The 16,567-nt window shown below is 58.2% G+C and carries 11 protein-coding genes; 3 read left to right on the forward strand and 8 right to left on the reverse strand.

The window, feature by feature from the left end; translation table 11 throughout:
• The first annotated feature begins 559 nt into the window (after nucleotides 1–559).
• Nucleotides 560–1,906, forward strand: coding sequence for a formyl-CoA transferase (gene frc, locus OR601_RS07710; RefSeq protein ID WP_265591612.1), 1,347 nt, complete (start codon nucleotides 560–562; stop codon nucleotides 1,904–1,906).
• Nucleotides 1,907–2,488: 582 nt separating this feature from the next.
• Here frc and OR601_RS07715 read toward each other — a convergent pair.
• The 4 genes from OR601_RS07715 to OR601_RS07730 all read right to left on the reverse strand — a co-directional run bounded on the left by OR601_RS07715 (nucleotide 2,489) and on the right by OR601_RS07730 (nucleotide 9,295).
• Entirely contained in the window at nucleotides 2,489–3,520 is a 1,032-nt protein-coding gene (locus tag OR601_RS07715; protein ID WP_265591613.1) for a hypothetical protein, read from the reverse strand.
• 274 nt (nucleotides 3,521–3,794) lie between these two features.
• Nucleotides 3,795–7,355 (reverse strand): ATP-binding cassette domain-containing protein, encoded by a 3,561-nt coding sequence (locus tag OR601_RS07720; protein ID WP_265591614.1) that lies wholly within the window; start codon nucleotides 7,353–7,355, stop codon nucleotides 3,795–3,797.
• A 302-nt stretch (nucleotides 7,356–7,657) separates the two neighbouring features.
• Entirely contained in the window at nucleotides 7,658–8,053 is a 396-nt protein-coding gene (locus tag OR601_RS07725) for an ArsR/SmtB family transcription factor (protein WP_136011921.1), read from the reverse strand.
• Nucleotides 8,054–8,710: 657 nt separating this feature from the next.
• Nucleotides 8,711–9,295 carry a hypothetical protein gene (locus OR601_RS07730; RefSeq protein WP_167604257.1) on the reverse strand — a complete coding sequence of 195 codons (585 nt, stop codon included), beginning with the start codon at nucleotides 9,293–9,295 and terminating at the stop codon, nucleotides 8,711–8,713.
• A gap of 186 nt (nucleotides 9,296–9,481) precedes the next feature.
• On the opposite strand from OR601_RS07730, the gene OR601_RS07735 reads away from it, so the two are divergent.
• On the forward strand, nucleotides 9,482–10,852 hold the full coding sequence (locus tag OR601_RS07735; RefSeq protein WP_265591615.1) for an Mbeg1-like protein: 1,371 nt from the start codon (nucleotides 9,482–9,484) through the stop codon (nucleotides 10,850–10,852).
• A gap of 50 nt (nucleotides 10,853–10,902) precedes the next feature.
• Here the strand turns inward: OR601_RS07735 and OR601_RS07740 are convergent, their stop codons facing one another.
• The 4 genes from OR601_RS07740 to OR601_RS07755 all read right to left on the reverse strand — a co-directional run bounded on the left by OR601_RS07740 (nucleotide 10,903) and on the right by OR601_RS07755 (nucleotide 15,576).
• Nucleotides 10,903–12,615, reverse strand: a complete 1,713-nt coding sequence (locus OR601_RS07740) for a putative ABC transporter permease (RefSeq protein WP_265591616.1) — start codon at nucleotides 12,613–12,615, stop codon at nucleotides 10,903–10,905.
• 175 nt (nucleotides 12,616–12,790) lie between these two features.
• The gene (locus OR601_RS07745; protein ID WP_136011918.1) at nucleotides 12,791–13,252 is read right to left on the reverse strand and encodes a MarR family winged helix-turn-helix transcriptional regulator; all 462 of its coding nucleotides are present in this window, start codon (nucleotides 13,250–13,252) and stop codon (nucleotides 12,791–12,793) included.
• Nucleotides 13,253–13,491: 239 nt separating this feature from the next.
• Nucleotides 13,492–14,157: a nitroreductase family protein gene (locus OR601_RS07750; protein ID WP_265591617.1), complete on the reverse strand. Its 666-nt coding sequence runs from the start codon at nucleotides 14,155–14,157 to the stop codon at nucleotides 13,492–13,494.
• Nucleotides 14,158–14,274: 117 nt separating this feature from the next.
• On the reverse strand, nucleotides 14,275–15,576 hold the full coding sequence (locus OR601_RS07755) for a 2-hydroxyacyl-CoA dehydratase subunit D (RefSeq protein WP_265591618.1): 1,302 nt from the start codon (nucleotides 15,574–15,576) through the stop codon (nucleotides 14,275–14,277).
• 221 nt (nucleotides 15,577–15,797) lie between these two features.
• On the opposite strand from OR601_RS07755, the gene OR601_RS07760 reads away from it, so the two are divergent.
• Nucleotides 15,798–16,505 carry a hypothetical protein gene (locus OR601_RS07760; protein ID WP_265591619.1) on the forward strand — a complete coding sequence of 236 codons (708 nt, stop codon included), beginning with the start codon at nucleotides 15,798–15,800 and terminating at the stop codon, nucleotides 16,503–16,505.
• Nucleotides 16,506–16,567: the final 62 nt, after the last annotated feature.

The raw sequence follows: 16,567 nt of genomic DNA on the forward strand, positions 1-16,567 counted from the left end.
AACCGGCAGCACGCGCGAGCCGACTGCACGCTCTAAGAAGGACGCTGAGCCCCTGAATACAAGGCCCAGCCGCCCCTAGATGAGCTCTTTCATCGCATTACGTCTCTTCCCATTAATCCGATCTCCTCACACCAACTTGACCGCCCACGCACAAAATCATCGGTCGGCGAGATGTTTCACAAGCTCACGCCCAACGCTAATTTCAGATTCCTTTTATATGTGCCAATACCTTTTTATTTTCATGCGGGTTTATTTGTTTTGATTGTTTATTTATTCTCCCTTGCCGAGAAACCCTTCCCCACCTCCGGCGGCTTTTTGCCCTGTGGCTCCAGTTGGCCTGAGCCCCTAAGCTGACGGCGGATGGCGGACAAATGACCGCCATGGGCGCAACAGCCCTGCTCGACAGTGAAGATTTTGGCGGCGGCTCCGTGCCGCAGGGTTGCGCGAATGGTTGTGGGGTAAGAGTGCCTGTGAACACTCATCGCACCATGAAGGCTTTTTGGTGGGGGTCCCTACCCCCATGAAGCTCGTCTGTCCTCCTTGGAATGAAAGGATTTTCATGGCTGACACCACCAATACTGCGCCGCTTGCCGGCATCAAAGTCATCGACTGGACCCAGGTTCAGTCCGGCCCCTCCTGCACCCAGATCCTCGCCTGGCTAGGCGCAGAGGTCATCAAGCTGGAGAAGGTCCACGGCGGCGACCCCACCCGCAACGAGATGAACGACGTCGACGGCTCGTACTCTCTGTACTATCTGCAGCTGAACGCCAACAAGAAGTCCATCACCCTGGATATGAAGGACGATGCTGCCAAGAAGATCCTCACCGACCTCCTCAAGGACGCCGACGTGTTTGTAGAGAACATTGGCCCCGGTGACGTGGAGAAGCTGGGCTTTGGCTGGAAGCAAGTGCACACCATCAACCCTAAGTGCATCATGGCCTCCCTCAAGGGCTTCAACCAGGGCAGCCGCTTTGCCCACGTGAAGGCCTTCGAGCCCGTGGCCCAGTGCGCTGGCGGTGCCGCTTCGACCACCGGTTGGAACGAGGGCGACTTCAACGTGCCTACCCAGTCCGGCGCCGCCCTGGGCGACTCCAACACCGGTATGCACCTTTGCATCGGCATCCTCGCCGCCCTTATGCAGCGCGAGCACACCGGCGAGGGCACCTATGTCTATCAGTCCATGCAAAACGCCGTGCTCAACCTTTGCCGCATCAAGCTGCGCGACCAGCTCATCCTAGACCGCCTGCATCAGCTGAGCTACTACGCCTGCTACCCCGGCTACAAGTGGGGCAAGGCGATTCCTCGCGCCGAGAACGCCGAGGGCGGCCTGGTTCTGGGCTGGTGCTACCGCGCCAAGGGCTGGGAGACCGACCCCAACGCCTACGTGTACATCGTGATTCAGCAGTCGCCCAAGGGCTTCGAGGAGTTCTGCAACGCCATGGGCTTTGAGGACTGGCTCACCGACCCCAAGTTCAACACTGCAAACGCACGCGATGAGCACAAGAAGGAGATCTACGAGCGCGTCGAGCAGTTCACCATGCAGTACGACAAGGGCACCCTCACCAAGATGCTTGGCGAGAAGGGCGTGCCCGTAGGCCCCGTCCTGGATTGGAACGAGCTGGAGAACGACCCCGACCTCAACACCGACGGCACCATCATCACCATCGATCAGGATGAGGCTCGCGGTTCCTTCAAGACCATCGGCCTGCCCTTCAGCCTCTCCAACTACAAGCCCGACTACAAGCGCGCCCCCAACCTGGGCGAGAACAACGCCGAGATCCTCAAGGGTCTGGGCTACACCGACGAGCAGATCACCCAGCTCGAGCAGGCTGGCGTCATTGGCTCCAACAACGGCGTCAAGGCCGACCTGGTAGCTGCTCCTGCCGCCGACGCTGCTTCCAAGTAGCCCGCTGCTACAGAGTTGGTGTTGCAACGCAGCTACTGCGTCCTGCTCAGCCATTGTGTCCTGCAGTGCAGCTGCCGCATCTTGCTGCGCAGACATTGTGCTGAAAGCTTTTTAGAGGTGCCCCACCTAGCGATGGGGCACCTCTTGTTGTGGGTCTTAGGGGCAATGCGATTCGGCCGACGGATAACGACTTCTCAGGCAGCCAAACCACTCCCCCTGCTGGCTATGCACCCTTGGATACGACGCAGTCTCAGAGGTCCCAAAAGAAAGACCATATAGGGCAGCCGCGTTCTTCTTAGGGCCTTAAAAGAACATCCAGAGGGAGCAGCTGTTCTCCTAGGCGCTCTAAGAGAACGGTTATGTGAGCCTCCTGTTCTCCTAAGCAGCCAGATAGAACCCATTCTGTTCTATTTGGCTGCCTAGGAGTCCACTATCGCTTGAAGAGCGCTTGAAGAGCGTTCTATTTGGAGTCTAATAGCCATCCCAGCTTTGCAAGTTGTTCTCCTAGATACTCATCTAGCACATCGAGATCCGCTCAAGATCGAGTTGCGAGGCAAAATAATACCCGCAGCTACTGCCCTGCTACCAGATAGTCTGCAGGTGCATGAGTCGCCACGCCAAATCGTGCCGTTTTATTTGTGCATCTCCTGACCAATCAAACTCGCGCTCTAGATAGTTGGTTATTTTTGCAAAAGCCAGATTGCGCCTTGTGTCATCTCGCATGGTGCTTCTGTCCACTGTTATCGTTCGCAATCCCATTCGGTCATAAGCATCTCTGCGGTTGCGATCGTTTTGGGCTTGAGCTTCAGTCTGATCGTGTTCTTGATAACTGTCGTACTCAACCACAAGGCCCTTTTCGAGCCATGCTAAATCCGGAGTTATTCTTCGCTGGCCCCTGAACAAAGCCCTCGCATCACCAGGCAGGGGCATGGATTTGTTCATTGCTGGAAGCGGCAAGCCACATCCTCCCATGTTCTGGGGCAGGCAGAGCGCCAATTGCAGCACCGCTTCCATGGGAGAGTGCGCGCCAGGCGAAACGTATCCGAGTGCTTTTTGCAGTTGCACGCCGCCTCTCACCGAGGGAAGCGACACCAGCATAGTTTCAACCTCTTCTTTACAGCATAGGGGTACAGAGCGATATTGAATCACCCCGCCCAAGTCCGGGCGCACTAAAAAATCGCTCCACATTTGCGCCAGCAGATCGGCTACCCCCAATATATCCAACCTGCGCGCGCGTATAAGAGGATATGCCGCAGGGCTCACCACATAAATTGGTTCTCCGCTGTTAGCGGCCATTGGCGTTTTGCACAAAAACCCATGCATATCGCCTTGTGGCGCTACGTGACATTTGATAGATCCGCGACCACCATGCTGACAGCAAGGTGACACCATCAGATGCACTGGCACCGACCGCCCCTCCGGCAACCCCAGCAGCGCCCGGGTGTAGGACTCCCAGCTTTTCCACCAAACAAGACCGCGCACCATCGAGGCCACAGCCGAAGAGGCCCGTGCGCCCTCGATGACGCGGATGGCCTCAGCTTGCGGGACGGGGATGAGAGGCGCTCCTGAGGCATAGACGGTCCAAGCGCTTATGTCAGTCAAAATCACTTCCATGGGCGCACCCTAGCAGGAGCGTCTGACAAATTTCTGACCATTCTCTTACCAAAATCTGTCAAGTTTTAGGCTCCTGGATGCTCATCCGACCCTCTATCAGCACCTCCTATCCTTGCCGAGAAACTCCCCCATCCCTACCTCATCTTCTCCGTCGCTGAATCATCACAACAATAGGTGGACACTCCCCTGAGCGCCCACCTATTGCGCACCTATCGTCAGTAATCGCTCTATGGATCTGCAGCACTTCTTAGGTCCGCAGCGGCCCCTACCCGCATCACTCGCTGCGAAGCACCACCGCGGGATCCTTCTTGGCAGCAAGGCGTGCCGGAATAAAGCCGGCAACAAACGTCAGCAGCACCGAGATTCCCACCAACAGCAATGCGTCATAGGGCGGAAGATAGGCAATGTTAGCCGCGCCATAGCTCTTATAAATCATGTCACTAATGGGGATGTTGAGCAGCATCGTCACCACCACGCCCATGACGCCCGACATCAATCCTTCGATAAAAGTCTCAGCGTTGAAGATGCGCGTGATATCGCCTTTCGAGGCACCAAGCGCGCGCAAAATGCCAATCTCCTTGGTGCGCTCCAATACCGAGATGTAGGTGATGATTGCAATCATGATTGAACTGACCACTAGCGAGATCGATACGAAGGCCAGCAGCACGGCAGTAATGATGTCGACGATCTCGGTGATGGAGCGAGTCATGAGCCCCACCATATCGGTATAAGTGATCTGATCTTCTTCTGAGGCCTGCGCGTTGTACTCGTTGATAAAATCCTGGACCTTTTGCTTGCTCTCGAAGTCTTTGGGGTAAAACGTGATGGCGTAAGGATCGTCCTCGGTTGCATAACCGAGTTGCGTCATCACCGCATCATAGCTGTTGGCAACAGCAGGATTCATCGAGGCTGCGAGCGATTCCAAATCCAGCGAACCCAACTGTGCGCCAAAGAGCGCCATGAGGTCTTCCTGGCTCATGGACGAAAGATACTGGCGAACAAGATCTTCCATCTGGCCAGAACCCATCGCCTGCGCAAGATACTGACGCATAAGCTCATCAGTATCCATACCGGCCAGATAGCGTTTCATGAGCGTCTCCGGATCCATGGACCCCAGGTATTGCTGCATGTATTGCTTCATCAACGCTTCGGTGTCTATGGAATCGATATAGTCCTGCAGATACTTTTGTGCCTCTTCCTCCAATCGCTTGGAAGCCTCAGCTTGCAGCTGATCCACCTGCTCGCGGGTAATCACCCCTGCATTAATCAAATCGTCAATTGTTACCTCGTTGCCCTGCAGAGCCGAGGCCAAAAGCGCCCTTTGCTCCGGCGTCAGCTGAGCGAGCGCCTGCAAAATAGCAGCCGTGGCGGCGTCGGTCTGCTGCGCGGGAATCGCCGCGAACGCCGCAGTGTACACGCAGTCGGCTTCCACCGCAGGTAGCGGCGTTCCCGCAGGATAGAGCAGCGACTCCCCCTCAGAGCGCCAGCCCAAAAAGACATAGGTGGTGTTGCCGTCGCCGGCATGGGTGGGCGTCGAGGGCACTGCCGAGGCAGGAATCTGCTGGCCCTGAGCCACCTCCACAGGCCCGCTCAGCACGGTGCCGTCCCAGTTCTTAAACGTTACCGAGAAAGTCGTGGCATCAGGAGTTGTGTCACCGGGGGTGGTCCCACCGTCATCAGGAGCCGCATCGCCAGGAGCCGCGCTGGCACCGGCACCGGAAGTTGTGTCGTCGGGAGTCGCAGCATCTACCGTCATCAAACCCGGAACATCGGCAGGAGTCGCCAGATCCAGCTGAAGCCACTGTCCTGGCCGCGTCGCCAGGGCCTGGGGACTGCCGTGCATCGCAGACTCAGGCGTCTTGTAGCTGGAGTAGCTCATCATGCCACTCATCATGTTGCCGTAGAGGGAGTCGATAGAGCTCATGGCTTGCTCGGAGTCAGAGCCAAACTCCTTTCCGGTAAGCACGTTTTTCTCGGGATTGGAAAGCTGGGCTTTGACTACGGGAGTCTGGGCGGCTCGGTCCATGAGTTCATCGGTGAGCGCTCCGGTATAGACCACGCCAGAGGTATAGCTGGCAGACTCTTTGGCTTTGAGGACGCCGGCGATGTGCACCTGATAGCCGTCGCCTGCGTCGAGAGCCTCTTTCATGAAGGCGTCGTCGGACTCCATGTCCTCATAGATTTCGCCGTTGGCGCGGTAGAGTTGGGAGGGAGAGAAGACCGTGTATTCACGGTTCAAGATGGTGCGGTAGTCAAATGTCTCGGTGGGGTCGTCGATGTCAGTGCCGTTTTGAGCGGCGTCCACCACCTGCTGCATGCGGTCCATGTCCATGAGGCCCAGGGTGTAGAGGTAGAAGTCGCTGATGCGGTTGTCCTCGTCGACGACCAAGGCCACCTCGTTGGCTTCCTGGGGCCAATCGCCGGCCACCAACTCATAGTGATCCTCGCGAAGAACGGGGCTGTCTACCAGCTGCTTCCATTCGGTGGAGATGCCGCTGGTTTGAGAAAGCGCCATGGAGGCATAGCCGCCCTGCTCTTGAATGAGAGAGCGCGGACTCACCAGCACAGGATCGCCCTGGGAGTCTTTGCGCCACACCTGGGGATTCACGTCGTAGGAGTAGGCAATATCGGTGACGGCGTCGTCGATCTCTCCTCGATGGGCCTCGATCCAAGTGCGGAAGGCCCCTAGATTATTGGTCTTCACCATGGAATCTAGATCGCGGTAGATCGATCCCACCAAGTTGTCAGAGGTCACCTCGCCGGGGTCAGCAGGTTGCCCGGCATCGTCGCCAGGCCCCTTGTCACCCGAGGCAGCCTCAGAGCCATCAGCTGACTCGCCACCCATAAGGCTGTTCTCCTCTACGCGGCCCTGGCGATAGGACTGGACGTTGGCCATATCAAAGGAGCTACGGTCGATCTGCAGAGGATAGCTGCCCATGACATCGGTCTCGAGCTTGTTGATGTAGTCGTTCATCCCACTGGATAGCGACAGGATCAACGCGATGCCAATGATGCCGATAGCGCCCGCGAAGGCCGTCAAAAAGGCGCGGCCTTTCTTGGTGCGCAGGTTGTTGGCCGAAAGCCCCAGCGCCGCCGCAAAGGGCAGGTGGGTATGGGGCGGCTTCTGGTAGACAGGCTCGTCTGCCAGCTCTGCAGCCGTGGGTGGGTTGGAATCAGAGACCACCGACCCGTCGGAGAGGCGCACAGTGCGGGTGGCGTACTTCTCGGCAAGCTCTGGGTTGTGGGTCACCATGATCACCAGGCGGTCCTGAGCGATCTGGGCCAGCAGGTCCATGATCTGCACGGAGGTCTTGGAATCCAGGGCGCCGGTGGGCTCGTCAGCCAAGATGATGCCCGGATCGTTCACGATAGCGCGGGCAATGGCCACGCGCTGCATCTGGCCGCCGCTCATCATGGTGGGCTTCTTATGCAGCTGATCGCCCAGTCCCACACGCTCGAGGGCCTTGGTGGCGCGGCGGGTGCGCTCGGCCTTGGGAACACCGTCGAGCACCAGGGCCAGCTCGACGTTGGAGAGCACCGACTGGTGAGGAATGATGTTGTAGCTCTGGAACACAAAGCCAATGGAGTGGTTGCGGTAGGCGTCCCAATCGGCGTCCGAGTAGTCCTTCGTGGAGCGGCCGTCGATACGCAGGTCGCCCGAGGTGTACTTGTCGAGGCCGCCAATGATGTTGAGCAGCGTGGTCTTGCCGCATCCCGAGGGGCCCAAAACAGCCACGAACTCGCTCTGGCGAAAGCTCAACGACACGTCATTAAGGGCCACTACCTCGCCCTCCGCCATGGGATAGCGCTTAGAGATATGAGCAAGCTCCAGCATGGAATCCTCCTGAGGGTCAACAGTGCAAACGCCGAGGGACTTGCACAGCAAGGAGCCTGTGCCGTGCCAGCGTCCAGGCTCCCGCACTTCTCGCAAGGCTTGGGCGATGCCGAGAAACGCCTTCCTTTAAGGGTCCCCTTCATTGGTTTCTAGTAACAACAAAAGGGTCCCAGGTTTTAAAACCCGGGACCCTCAACTGCTTACTGATATTCCACTAGGTCGATGTCTTGGCGTCGATGTGGAGGTGTACGCCTTGCAGTGACCTTGGAATAGACCGAACTATGTACCAAAGGCAACAGCGGTTAGTCTTCCATAGCCACGCGGCGCACATCGCTATCTTGTCCGTCGTCCATGCGAATGACCGCAGGCTCTTGCTCTGTTTCCTGCCCGGTGCTGCGGCGGGCAGCACGAACTTTGAGCGAACGCGGGGTGCGCAAGCTGGTGACGCAGCGCTCCAAGCGATCCACCGCATCAAGGTTGATGGAGTAGTGGGTCCACTTGCCCTTGCGCTTGGCAACGACAATGCCCGCCCCAATAAGAACCTTCATGTGGTGAGAGAGAGTGGACTGCGCGATATCTAGGCGGTCGAGCAGGGAACTCGCCGTCACACCAGGATTGCGTGCAATGCAACGAACGATTTCGACGCGGTTTTCATCTGCTAGAGCTTTAAAGATGGCAGCACTATCAATGCTCTTCATGGCTCCTCCAGCGCCTACGAAAAGATGGAACGATAGTTAGTATCTATAATGCATCCACTAGCGACGTTTGTCTATACGTAATTCCTAACCAGTTTGAAACGCGCCAAACATATCGATGAACGCGCGTTGTTCCAATTCCTACATCCTAAAGTCAGGGGCAATTTAGCGCTAACTGTTGATGAATCCCCTAAAAAACTGTGGAGTTTTTCTTTTATATCGTTACTTAACAATATCTTTGAAAACCGTTTTCCCGCTGCATCTGTCGCTAAGAATATTACTGGTTGCATAGCCCCTGACGCACAGTCTACGATTTCGTGAGCATCTATAGTGCATAACACTATGATGAAGCTCAATATATTATGCAAATATACCCGCTAATTCCCCTTATTTTGCTTCCACGAGATAATGCCTGAATACACCCTTAGTAAACACATGCTAATCTATTTGAATTTATATTCTATATATATCAATTTCTTCTTTATTATTTGTATCAGGTTGCGTTCAACGTGTAATAAGAGACACTATAAAAAATAATTATTTTTCATCATTGTTATAGCTGCCTGCAGGCTACCGTACAGGAAAACGCCCGAAAGCCCTCTCTAAAGGGCCATGGTAAGTGCGCATTGGGCAACCCATTTACGGACGTTTTACTACCGTTCACCCAAGTTGAGGATAACTGAACGTTGCAATGGTGCTGCCTGACGAATTCTGAAGCGTCACATTGCACTCCAGTGACCGGCCAGCGATCACCTGATGAAGCGCCACCACATAAATGGCAAGACTCGCAGCATTTTGGCCTTGGTTGCCCATATCGTCTTTGGCGCAGGTGAAGGTGATCTGAGTGAGGTCGTCGTTGTAGTCCACCGCCACAATCTGGGGATAGTCTCGGGAGCCAGGAATGGCGTCGAGCACTTTGCAGGTGGAGACCAGACTGTCTTCACAAAAGCGCTCGTAGTTGCCGTCACTCATGGTAACCAGATAATTGCCCTCGCCGTCACGCTCCACATCGGAGCCACCATAGCTTTCCAGCTGGGAAATGGCGCTCTTCTCGTCCTTGGAGCCAAAGAAGGCTTGCGGCACGGTAAACCGCCTGCCGGCAGTGGTCTGTTGGGAAACCTGCCCCGAGCTTGCAGAGCCAGCCGTGGCATCGCAGCCCACCAGCGCCAATGGGCTGGCGCAAAGGGCCGCGATCGCCACTGCGCAAAGCAGCTTGGGAGCCAATGCGTTTCTCAAAAGTGCCATACCGCTCCTAGAACAGTTCTTCGCAGCGCCCCGAAAACGAGGCCGCCGATTCCCCAAAAGCTCTCATCAATTAGCCATATCTATGGTAATTATCGCCTGCACGCAAAGAGCGGGTACCATTCGGTACACATCGAGAGGACAAAACTTACGCGCCCCAAAGGCGAAACTCTCAGAGAGGATCCACCTATGGCCGACATGCTCGACTACCTGGACTGGTTTGGCGACATCTCTTTGGCAGAAGTGCCCTTTAACGAGGTAGACAATGCTATCTTGTCCCAGCTTGCCTACTGCGCCCTCGAGGGTGTGGTGCCTAGCGTAGAGGAAGGCGGCGCCATCTCCATGGCCCAAGCCGACGTCCGCTATCGCCAGCTTCACGACAAAGAGTCTATCTATGGCTCCGCCGGGGTCATCTCGCCCTACACCGCCCTTTTGCCGGGGCGCCTAGGAGCCAGCAAACGCTTTGGAAACGCCCGGCTCTCAAATCTCTATTCTCACTTGGATGCCGAAAGCGCCGAGCAGTTTTGCGCCTTTCACATCGCGCTAGATGACGGTTCTACCTATGTCACCTTCCGCGGCACCGACGACACCTTGGTAGGCTGGCGCGAAGACTTCGAGATGACCTACGGCACCGTGGCCTCTCAGCGCTCTGCGGTAGACTACCTCAACGCCACCTGCGCCTCCACCTCGGGCCCCCTTATGGTAGGAGGCCACTCCAAAGGCGGCAACCTGGCCATTTACGGAGCCGCCCTCTGTGCCACGCCCATCCAAGACCGCATCGCCCGCGTGTGGAACAACGACGGCCCGGGCTTTGACAAAGGGGTTCTCGCTGCCGAGAAGCTCTCAGCCATCCAGGAAAGAATCTCCACCTTTATCCCCGTGTTCGACGTGGTGGGGCAGCTCTTATCGGTAACTCAAGACGCCAAGATCGTGGAGAGCGACGCCACGGGAATCATGCAGCACTCGGCCATGAGCTGGCAGGTGAGAGGGCCGCGGTTTGTAGCGGCAAGCCCTCAGGAGCTCTTGCCTGCAGCCAAAAGCCTCAACCAGGCCTTCGACCGCTGGCTCAGCGAGACCACCGATCAGGAGCGCAAGCATGTCTTCACTGCGTTCTTCGACGCGCTGGCGGCCATCCCGGTGACCACGCTTTCTGATCTTATGAGCGGCGATCCTGCGATCTTGGCCGCCGTGACCGAGAAGCTGGTAAACGCCGACCCCAAGACCCGCGATTACATCATGGACTTGCTGGGCGTGCTGGCCGGCGGCTACATGCAGGAGCGGGTGACCACTGTGGCCCAGATGACCCAGGACACGGTGGCGGCCATGATAGACAACCCCATGAACCGCCGAGGTGCGCCCCAGATGGACGAGACGGAGCCCTTAAGCCCCGAGGAGCTGCGCCGCTACCGCCGCTACCTGGGACGCGAGCAGGCCTGGGAAAACGTGGCCAAGCTTTTGGGGACGCGGGCTTCTCGGCTTAAAAAGGGATGCGCGGTGGCGGCTGGCGCGCTGGGTGCAGGGGCGCTCATCTCGGCTATTGTGCGCAGGCGTCAAGGCTAGCCCCGCTGGCCCAGGATCCTTTTGCGCGTCTGGGCCAACAGCCCCAGCTGCTAGCTTTGGGTGCGGGCGCTGTTGTCCACATGCATGGTCATAGTTTGGAAGCGGTGCTGCATATAGGCGTTGTCGTAGTGCTCGGCGCAAAAGCGCTCCACCTGGTTGGTCACCGGCACGCCGGCTTCGCGCAGGTACCAGCAGTCCAGCGTGGTGAGGGTGGCGGCCCCGTCAAAGAGGATGAGCACCGCACAGATGGCCGTGAGGCTGTAGCGCCAGCCCCAGGGGATCTTCTTGATGAAGTAGAGCATCACCGGCAACAGCAGCTTGACCCAAATGAGCCCCAAGACGCCCCAGCAGCACATATAGAAGAAGTTGGTGCGTCCGTCGATGTTCAAGAAGGTGCCAGAGTAATTCCAGGCGGTCACGCCAAAGGCGTACTGCATAAACCAGCTGGTAAAGAACTCAAAAGCTCCGCCGATAAGGGCGCTCACCAAAAAGATGACCGCCACCGGCTTGTTGTGAAAATGATTGAGGGCGATGGTCATGAGGCAGGCGCCGAAGCCATAGATGGGCGAGAAGGGGCCCCAGAGCATGCCGGCGCGGTCCATCCACCAGTGATTGCCAATGTAGAAGTAGAGGGTCTCCACCACAAGGCCGATGACAGACGCGATGACGAAGATCCAAAAGAGATTGAAGAAGTTAAGGGTGATGTAGCCGGTACCCGGACGCTTGCCCGGGGTGTTGGTGCGCTCGTCGGAGGAGAAGATCATGGCGCGCAGCGACTCGGACTCAGTGCGGCGGTTGGCGCGCTCTAGCGCCAGCTCGGGATCCCAATAGGAGTGCAGCGAGATAAGCAGAGCCGCATCGAGGGCGAAGATCACCAAAAACGAGGTCATGCCAAAGACCATCACATGGCACAGGATGGCGCCGGTGAGCACCGCCAGGCTGGCTTCGCACAGCTGGAGCCTGAAGCGCGTCTCCCCTTCCCACATGCGAAAGGCAAGGATAGCCAGCAGGGCGGCAAGCGCCAGAATGCACACGGACTCGGCCACAAAGATGGACACTGTGAGCATGAGGTTAGCGTGGTCGCCCGAGGAAAGATCGGTGAAGGCCACCACAGCCGCGCTGGCAAACAGCGGGATCAAAAAGACCGCGGCCACCAGACACAGCACAGCATAGATGGCGGTGGAGCGCGACAGGTTGTGCCCCAGCACTTCCACATAGCTGGGCAGATGCAAGCCCTTGGAGGTAAGGATGCCAGCCCCCGCAGCCTCGGTCTCTGCCGCAGTGGGACGAGGCCCCTGCAGCCGAGAAGCCCGCACCTTCGCGGCCGGCGCTTTGGCGGGGGCCTCAGAGGCGCTCTGGGGCTGTGAGGGGGTGACTACGGGCGCAGAGGAGGCCGCCGCTTTCTGAGCGTCCTGTGGCTTTGTTGCGTTGGCTGTGTGGCCCCGCAAGGACTCTGAGGGCTGAGCCTCTGCGTCGAGCTGGGCTTCCAGTGCCTCCTCATCCACCACTGGGCCAAAGAAGGCATCCATGGTCTCGTCGTAGCGAGTACGGCCTATCTGGCGATCGATTTTGCGGCGCTGGCGCACCAGTTTTGCCTGCTGGTCGCCCAGCTCGCGGATCTGGTGCTCCAAGGCGTCGCGCTGCCGCTTGAGATCGTGGATATGGCTGGCGTCTGCCTTCATGGCAGCCTGAGCCTCGACCTGGGAGGCTTGACCCTTCCCCGCCCGGAGGGAATGCTTTATATGATGATGACGAATCGTCATGAGGCACCTGCTCACAGTGGGTTGCAGTCATAGTTCGGGGGGAGTATTCCCCTTCTCGCTGACTGCATCCACTGAAGCGGCCTTGAAGACAGCTCATAAAAAGTTTGAAAGACTCTTCAAGCCCTTATCAGAGGCGCCCGGACACCGTGCGCCTCTGCTTTGACAATCTATGCGATTAGCACTCATCGGACTCGCGGGCCACCTGCTCAGCCGCCTCGCTGATGGCATTGAGCATAGCCACGATCTTATCGGCATCGTCCTCGCCTACGCGCTCTGCCACAGCACCCACAATGTCCAAGATCTTGGCATGTTGGCGCTCGTAGATGTTGGAGCCGGGACGCAGCGTGGTAAAGACGCGGCGGCGGTCCACATCCGAGCGCTCCCGCTTGATAATGCCCTTGGCCTCCATGGAAGAGAGCGTGCGGTTCATCTGCGATTTGAGCATATGAGACTCGTTGCATAGATCCGTGGCAGTGAGCTTGTGACCAGGATTCTCTACCTCGTTCTTCATGAGAATGTTGCAGATGACCGCCTCGTTATATCGAAGCTCCTGGAACTGTTGGACCTGCGCGACGCTCGCGGTGACCCTAAGCCAGGCCGCTAACATCCGTTCTTTGTCTTCCTTAGTCAAGGCCATAGCTAGCACCCTATCGTCGTTAATAAGTTATCATACTTAACAGGTTAGATGCTATATTTTGGCACCTAGTTGCCGTAGGTGTAGCGTGTCACAAACTGGGGTTTTCCGCAACCGTTCAGATTTATTTTCAGTAATATTTAGTTTTAAATAATAAGGGATCTTGACCACAAAACAAGATCCTTTAGGGAAAAACCGCTGTTCAGGCCTACTGTATTTTAACGGACAAAATATGGTTGTTTTTAGGACCACGCCACATTTTCTCTGCCGGCTCCCAGCTCAAAATGACGCTTAACAATGCCTGCATCAACACTGGAAAACGGACCGGGGACCACGTTAAGGTGCACGGTGCCTCCGCGATACTCCACCCGGAAGCCCTGGCGGTTAAGGGCAGTAGGCGCCAGCTGCGCCGCCCACATGCCTCGCTCGAACCAGCTGGGGGCCTCCCCCACTACACTGGAGAGCTGCTCCACCGACTTCACCGGATGAGTCTTGCCCTCACCTTTGCCGTAGCCAATGGCGATGACGCATACGAGCTCCTGCCCAGGCTCCACATAGCGAAGCGCAGCCCTATGCGAAAAGGTGGCCCCTACCCAGCAGGTATTGAGGCCTTGCATCTGCGCTTCGAGCACCAACTGCTCGCCCCAATAGCCCACGGCCTCGCCCAAGCCTGCACCTTTGGGGCCTGCGCACACGATGACGTTGTCGACGCCGGAGAACTTGCCGTAGCTGGCAAGCAGGTTCGAGAACACAGAGGGATCGTCCACCACCAGCGAAAACGCCAGCCCGCTCTCCTCGTTGACGGTGCCGATAAGCTCCCTGAGCAGGTCGGCTGTGGCAGGCTCGATGGGCCGCGACTCGTAGGACCTCACCGAATGGCGCTGCGCGATGGCGTCCATAATGTTCATGGCATTCACTCCTCAAAGGCGCTTGGGCCCGTAGTTGCCGAGAAGGACACCCCTCCTAGAAGCCCAAGCTCAGCTATTTGAAGTGTGTTATACCCAGCCTAAACCCCTAAGCCCGCCTTAAGTTCGCTCGCGGGACAGCGATTCCAAGAACGCCTGCGCCCGGGTGACCATGGGGCCGTCGGCGGCGTTGCGAGGATCGCAACCATCGCCGTTGAGCACCAGCAAAGGAACACCCGCCTCATCGAAAGCCTTCTCGGCTAGACCGGCCATGCCCAAGGTTTGCTTGCATCCCCAATGCCCAAAGACCACTGCGCCGTCTGCTGCTGCCTCTTGAGCCATCTTAAGAGCCGCCTCTACGCGGCGGGCAGCCGGGCCGTTGGAGGTGTTTCCTACCAGGCGACGGGCCATGAAGTCGAAGGGATCCTGAGGATCCAGCTGGTCTGCCAGATGCAGCACGTCATAGGCCATGTCGTTGCCCACCAGCTCAGCCGACTGGGCCTCATCAAAGATCTGGCCCATGGAGTGCTGCCAGTTGGGCAGAGTGTGGATCCAAAAGATGCGAGGGGGCGCCGGGTTCCCAGCGGCGGCGGCAGGGCTTCTCGGCGACAAGGCTTGTGCAGCCAGAAGATCGTCTAGATAAGTTTCGGCAGCCTGGGTGCCCAGCAGCACGTGGGTGCACACCAAAAGGCAAAGCTCGGAGGTGAGGGTCATGGGCAGGGTGGAGGAGGCTCGGCGAGAGGCGAAGAGCTTGGCTTTGGCCAGCGTGCGCTGCGAGCGTTCGCAGATCTCCTGAAGCTTGCCCAGGTCGAGCTTGGCATGGAAGGTCTCTTCGAGCTGGTGAGCCAGCTGGCGCAGCTGAGAGGCGATATAGTCGATGTTTTGCTGCGTGAACTCCTGAGGCACGTCCAGCGTGAAGTGGGGCGAGGCGGCATGGGCGGCGAAGGAGCGGAAGCTCACCTGATTGGCGTCGCAGGCCAGGGTAGTGTTGGCGATGAAGGCAGGGGCGGGCAGCACGCCGGTGGACTCCATGCCTAGCATGAGCTTGTGATAGCTGCAAAAGCTCTCAGGGACGCCTGAGGACTCCGCCGACTCGCAAAAGACCTCTGCGCAGGAGGTGCAGGCCACATAAACTGAGATGCCCTCGGGAAACATGGGGGTGGCCCCCAGGGCATAGAGCAGTTCGCAGGGCATGAAGATGTTTACTACACAGGCCCGCTCGGGATGGCGCATGCCATCCACGATCATCGAAGCCACCGCGCCGTTGCAGCGGTCTTGGGCAGCGATCGTGCCGCCGGGATAAGTCAAGCGCCCTTTGAGAGCAACCGCACTATAAGCGCAGGTCAAAAGTGTGCGTGCGCGCACCGGAGAGCGACGGGCAGCACGCTCTACCACCGACCCAAACAGCCGCACGGGATCCATAAGTGCCCCTCCAAGGTTTTCCTCGCAGCGCCAGTCTGCGCACAGCAGCTGCAGAGCAACCCCGCGCCATGCCCAGCATATCTTGCGCCATCCCACCTCTATGCCCCGGCCGCGCCAGTCGATGGTGTGCTAATCCAGACGAGTCGTCTTCCGAGGGTCTAGAAGCGAGAGTGATTAGGGTATCACTCAAACAATGAACATTCGTCGATGGGAGATTTTCCATGGCCACTGATACGCCGACCCCTGAGTCCGGCACCCAGGACTCCAATGGCACCCTTTGCTCCCCGGTCACAGAGGCCGAGGTAGCACCCTACAAAGATAGCGATGGCACCGTGCACGACCCCGGCTTCATCCCCGCCATCCCCCGCGAGCCTCAGGTCAAAGAGGCCATGGATGATGACGATGAGTCCGTCTACCCCAACTACATCGAGCCCGAGAGCCCTGAGGCCAAGCAGTTTGACGGCCCAGTTCCCCCTTCTGTGAACCCCGATGCCCCTGCTGCCGAGAAGCCCGCCCCCTCCCAACCTGCAGGCGCCCCGGCACCCAAGGATGCGCCCGCGCCTGGCGCACCCAAGCCTGATGCGCCTAAGCCTGGGGTTCCTGCCTCCGCCAGCGAGGCCGAGCAGGCACGCATCGACCGCGAGCTGTCGCACCTGGGACACCGCCGCGCCCGCAAGGTCTATGACTGGCTGGGCTTCTTTGGCGGCGTCTTCGCCCTGGCTCTGGGCATCGTAATGCTCACTCAGGGCACCCCGGACGCCTCCATCGTGTTCCGCGGCGACTTCTACACCGAGGCCTACCTGGCCATGGCGTCCATCGCCTTCATCTTGAAGATCGGCTTCTTTGGGTTGCTCTTCTCGGTTGGCCTGGGCCTCATGGGCTTCTTTGGGCCTCGCCTGATGCGCGACGACCGCCCTTATCGCCGGTAGGCTTGCGCCACCGCGCGCCGCTTCGCCGCGAGGCGGCGCATCGGCGCAGGCGGAAGGCCGCC

The sequence above is a fragment of the Leptogranulimonas caecicola genome (genome assembly GCF_023168405.1).
In the GTDB taxonomy this organism is placed as follows: Bacteria; Actinomycetota; Coriobacteriia; order Coriobacteriales; family Atopobiaceae; genus Leptogranulimonas; species Leptogranulimonas caecicola.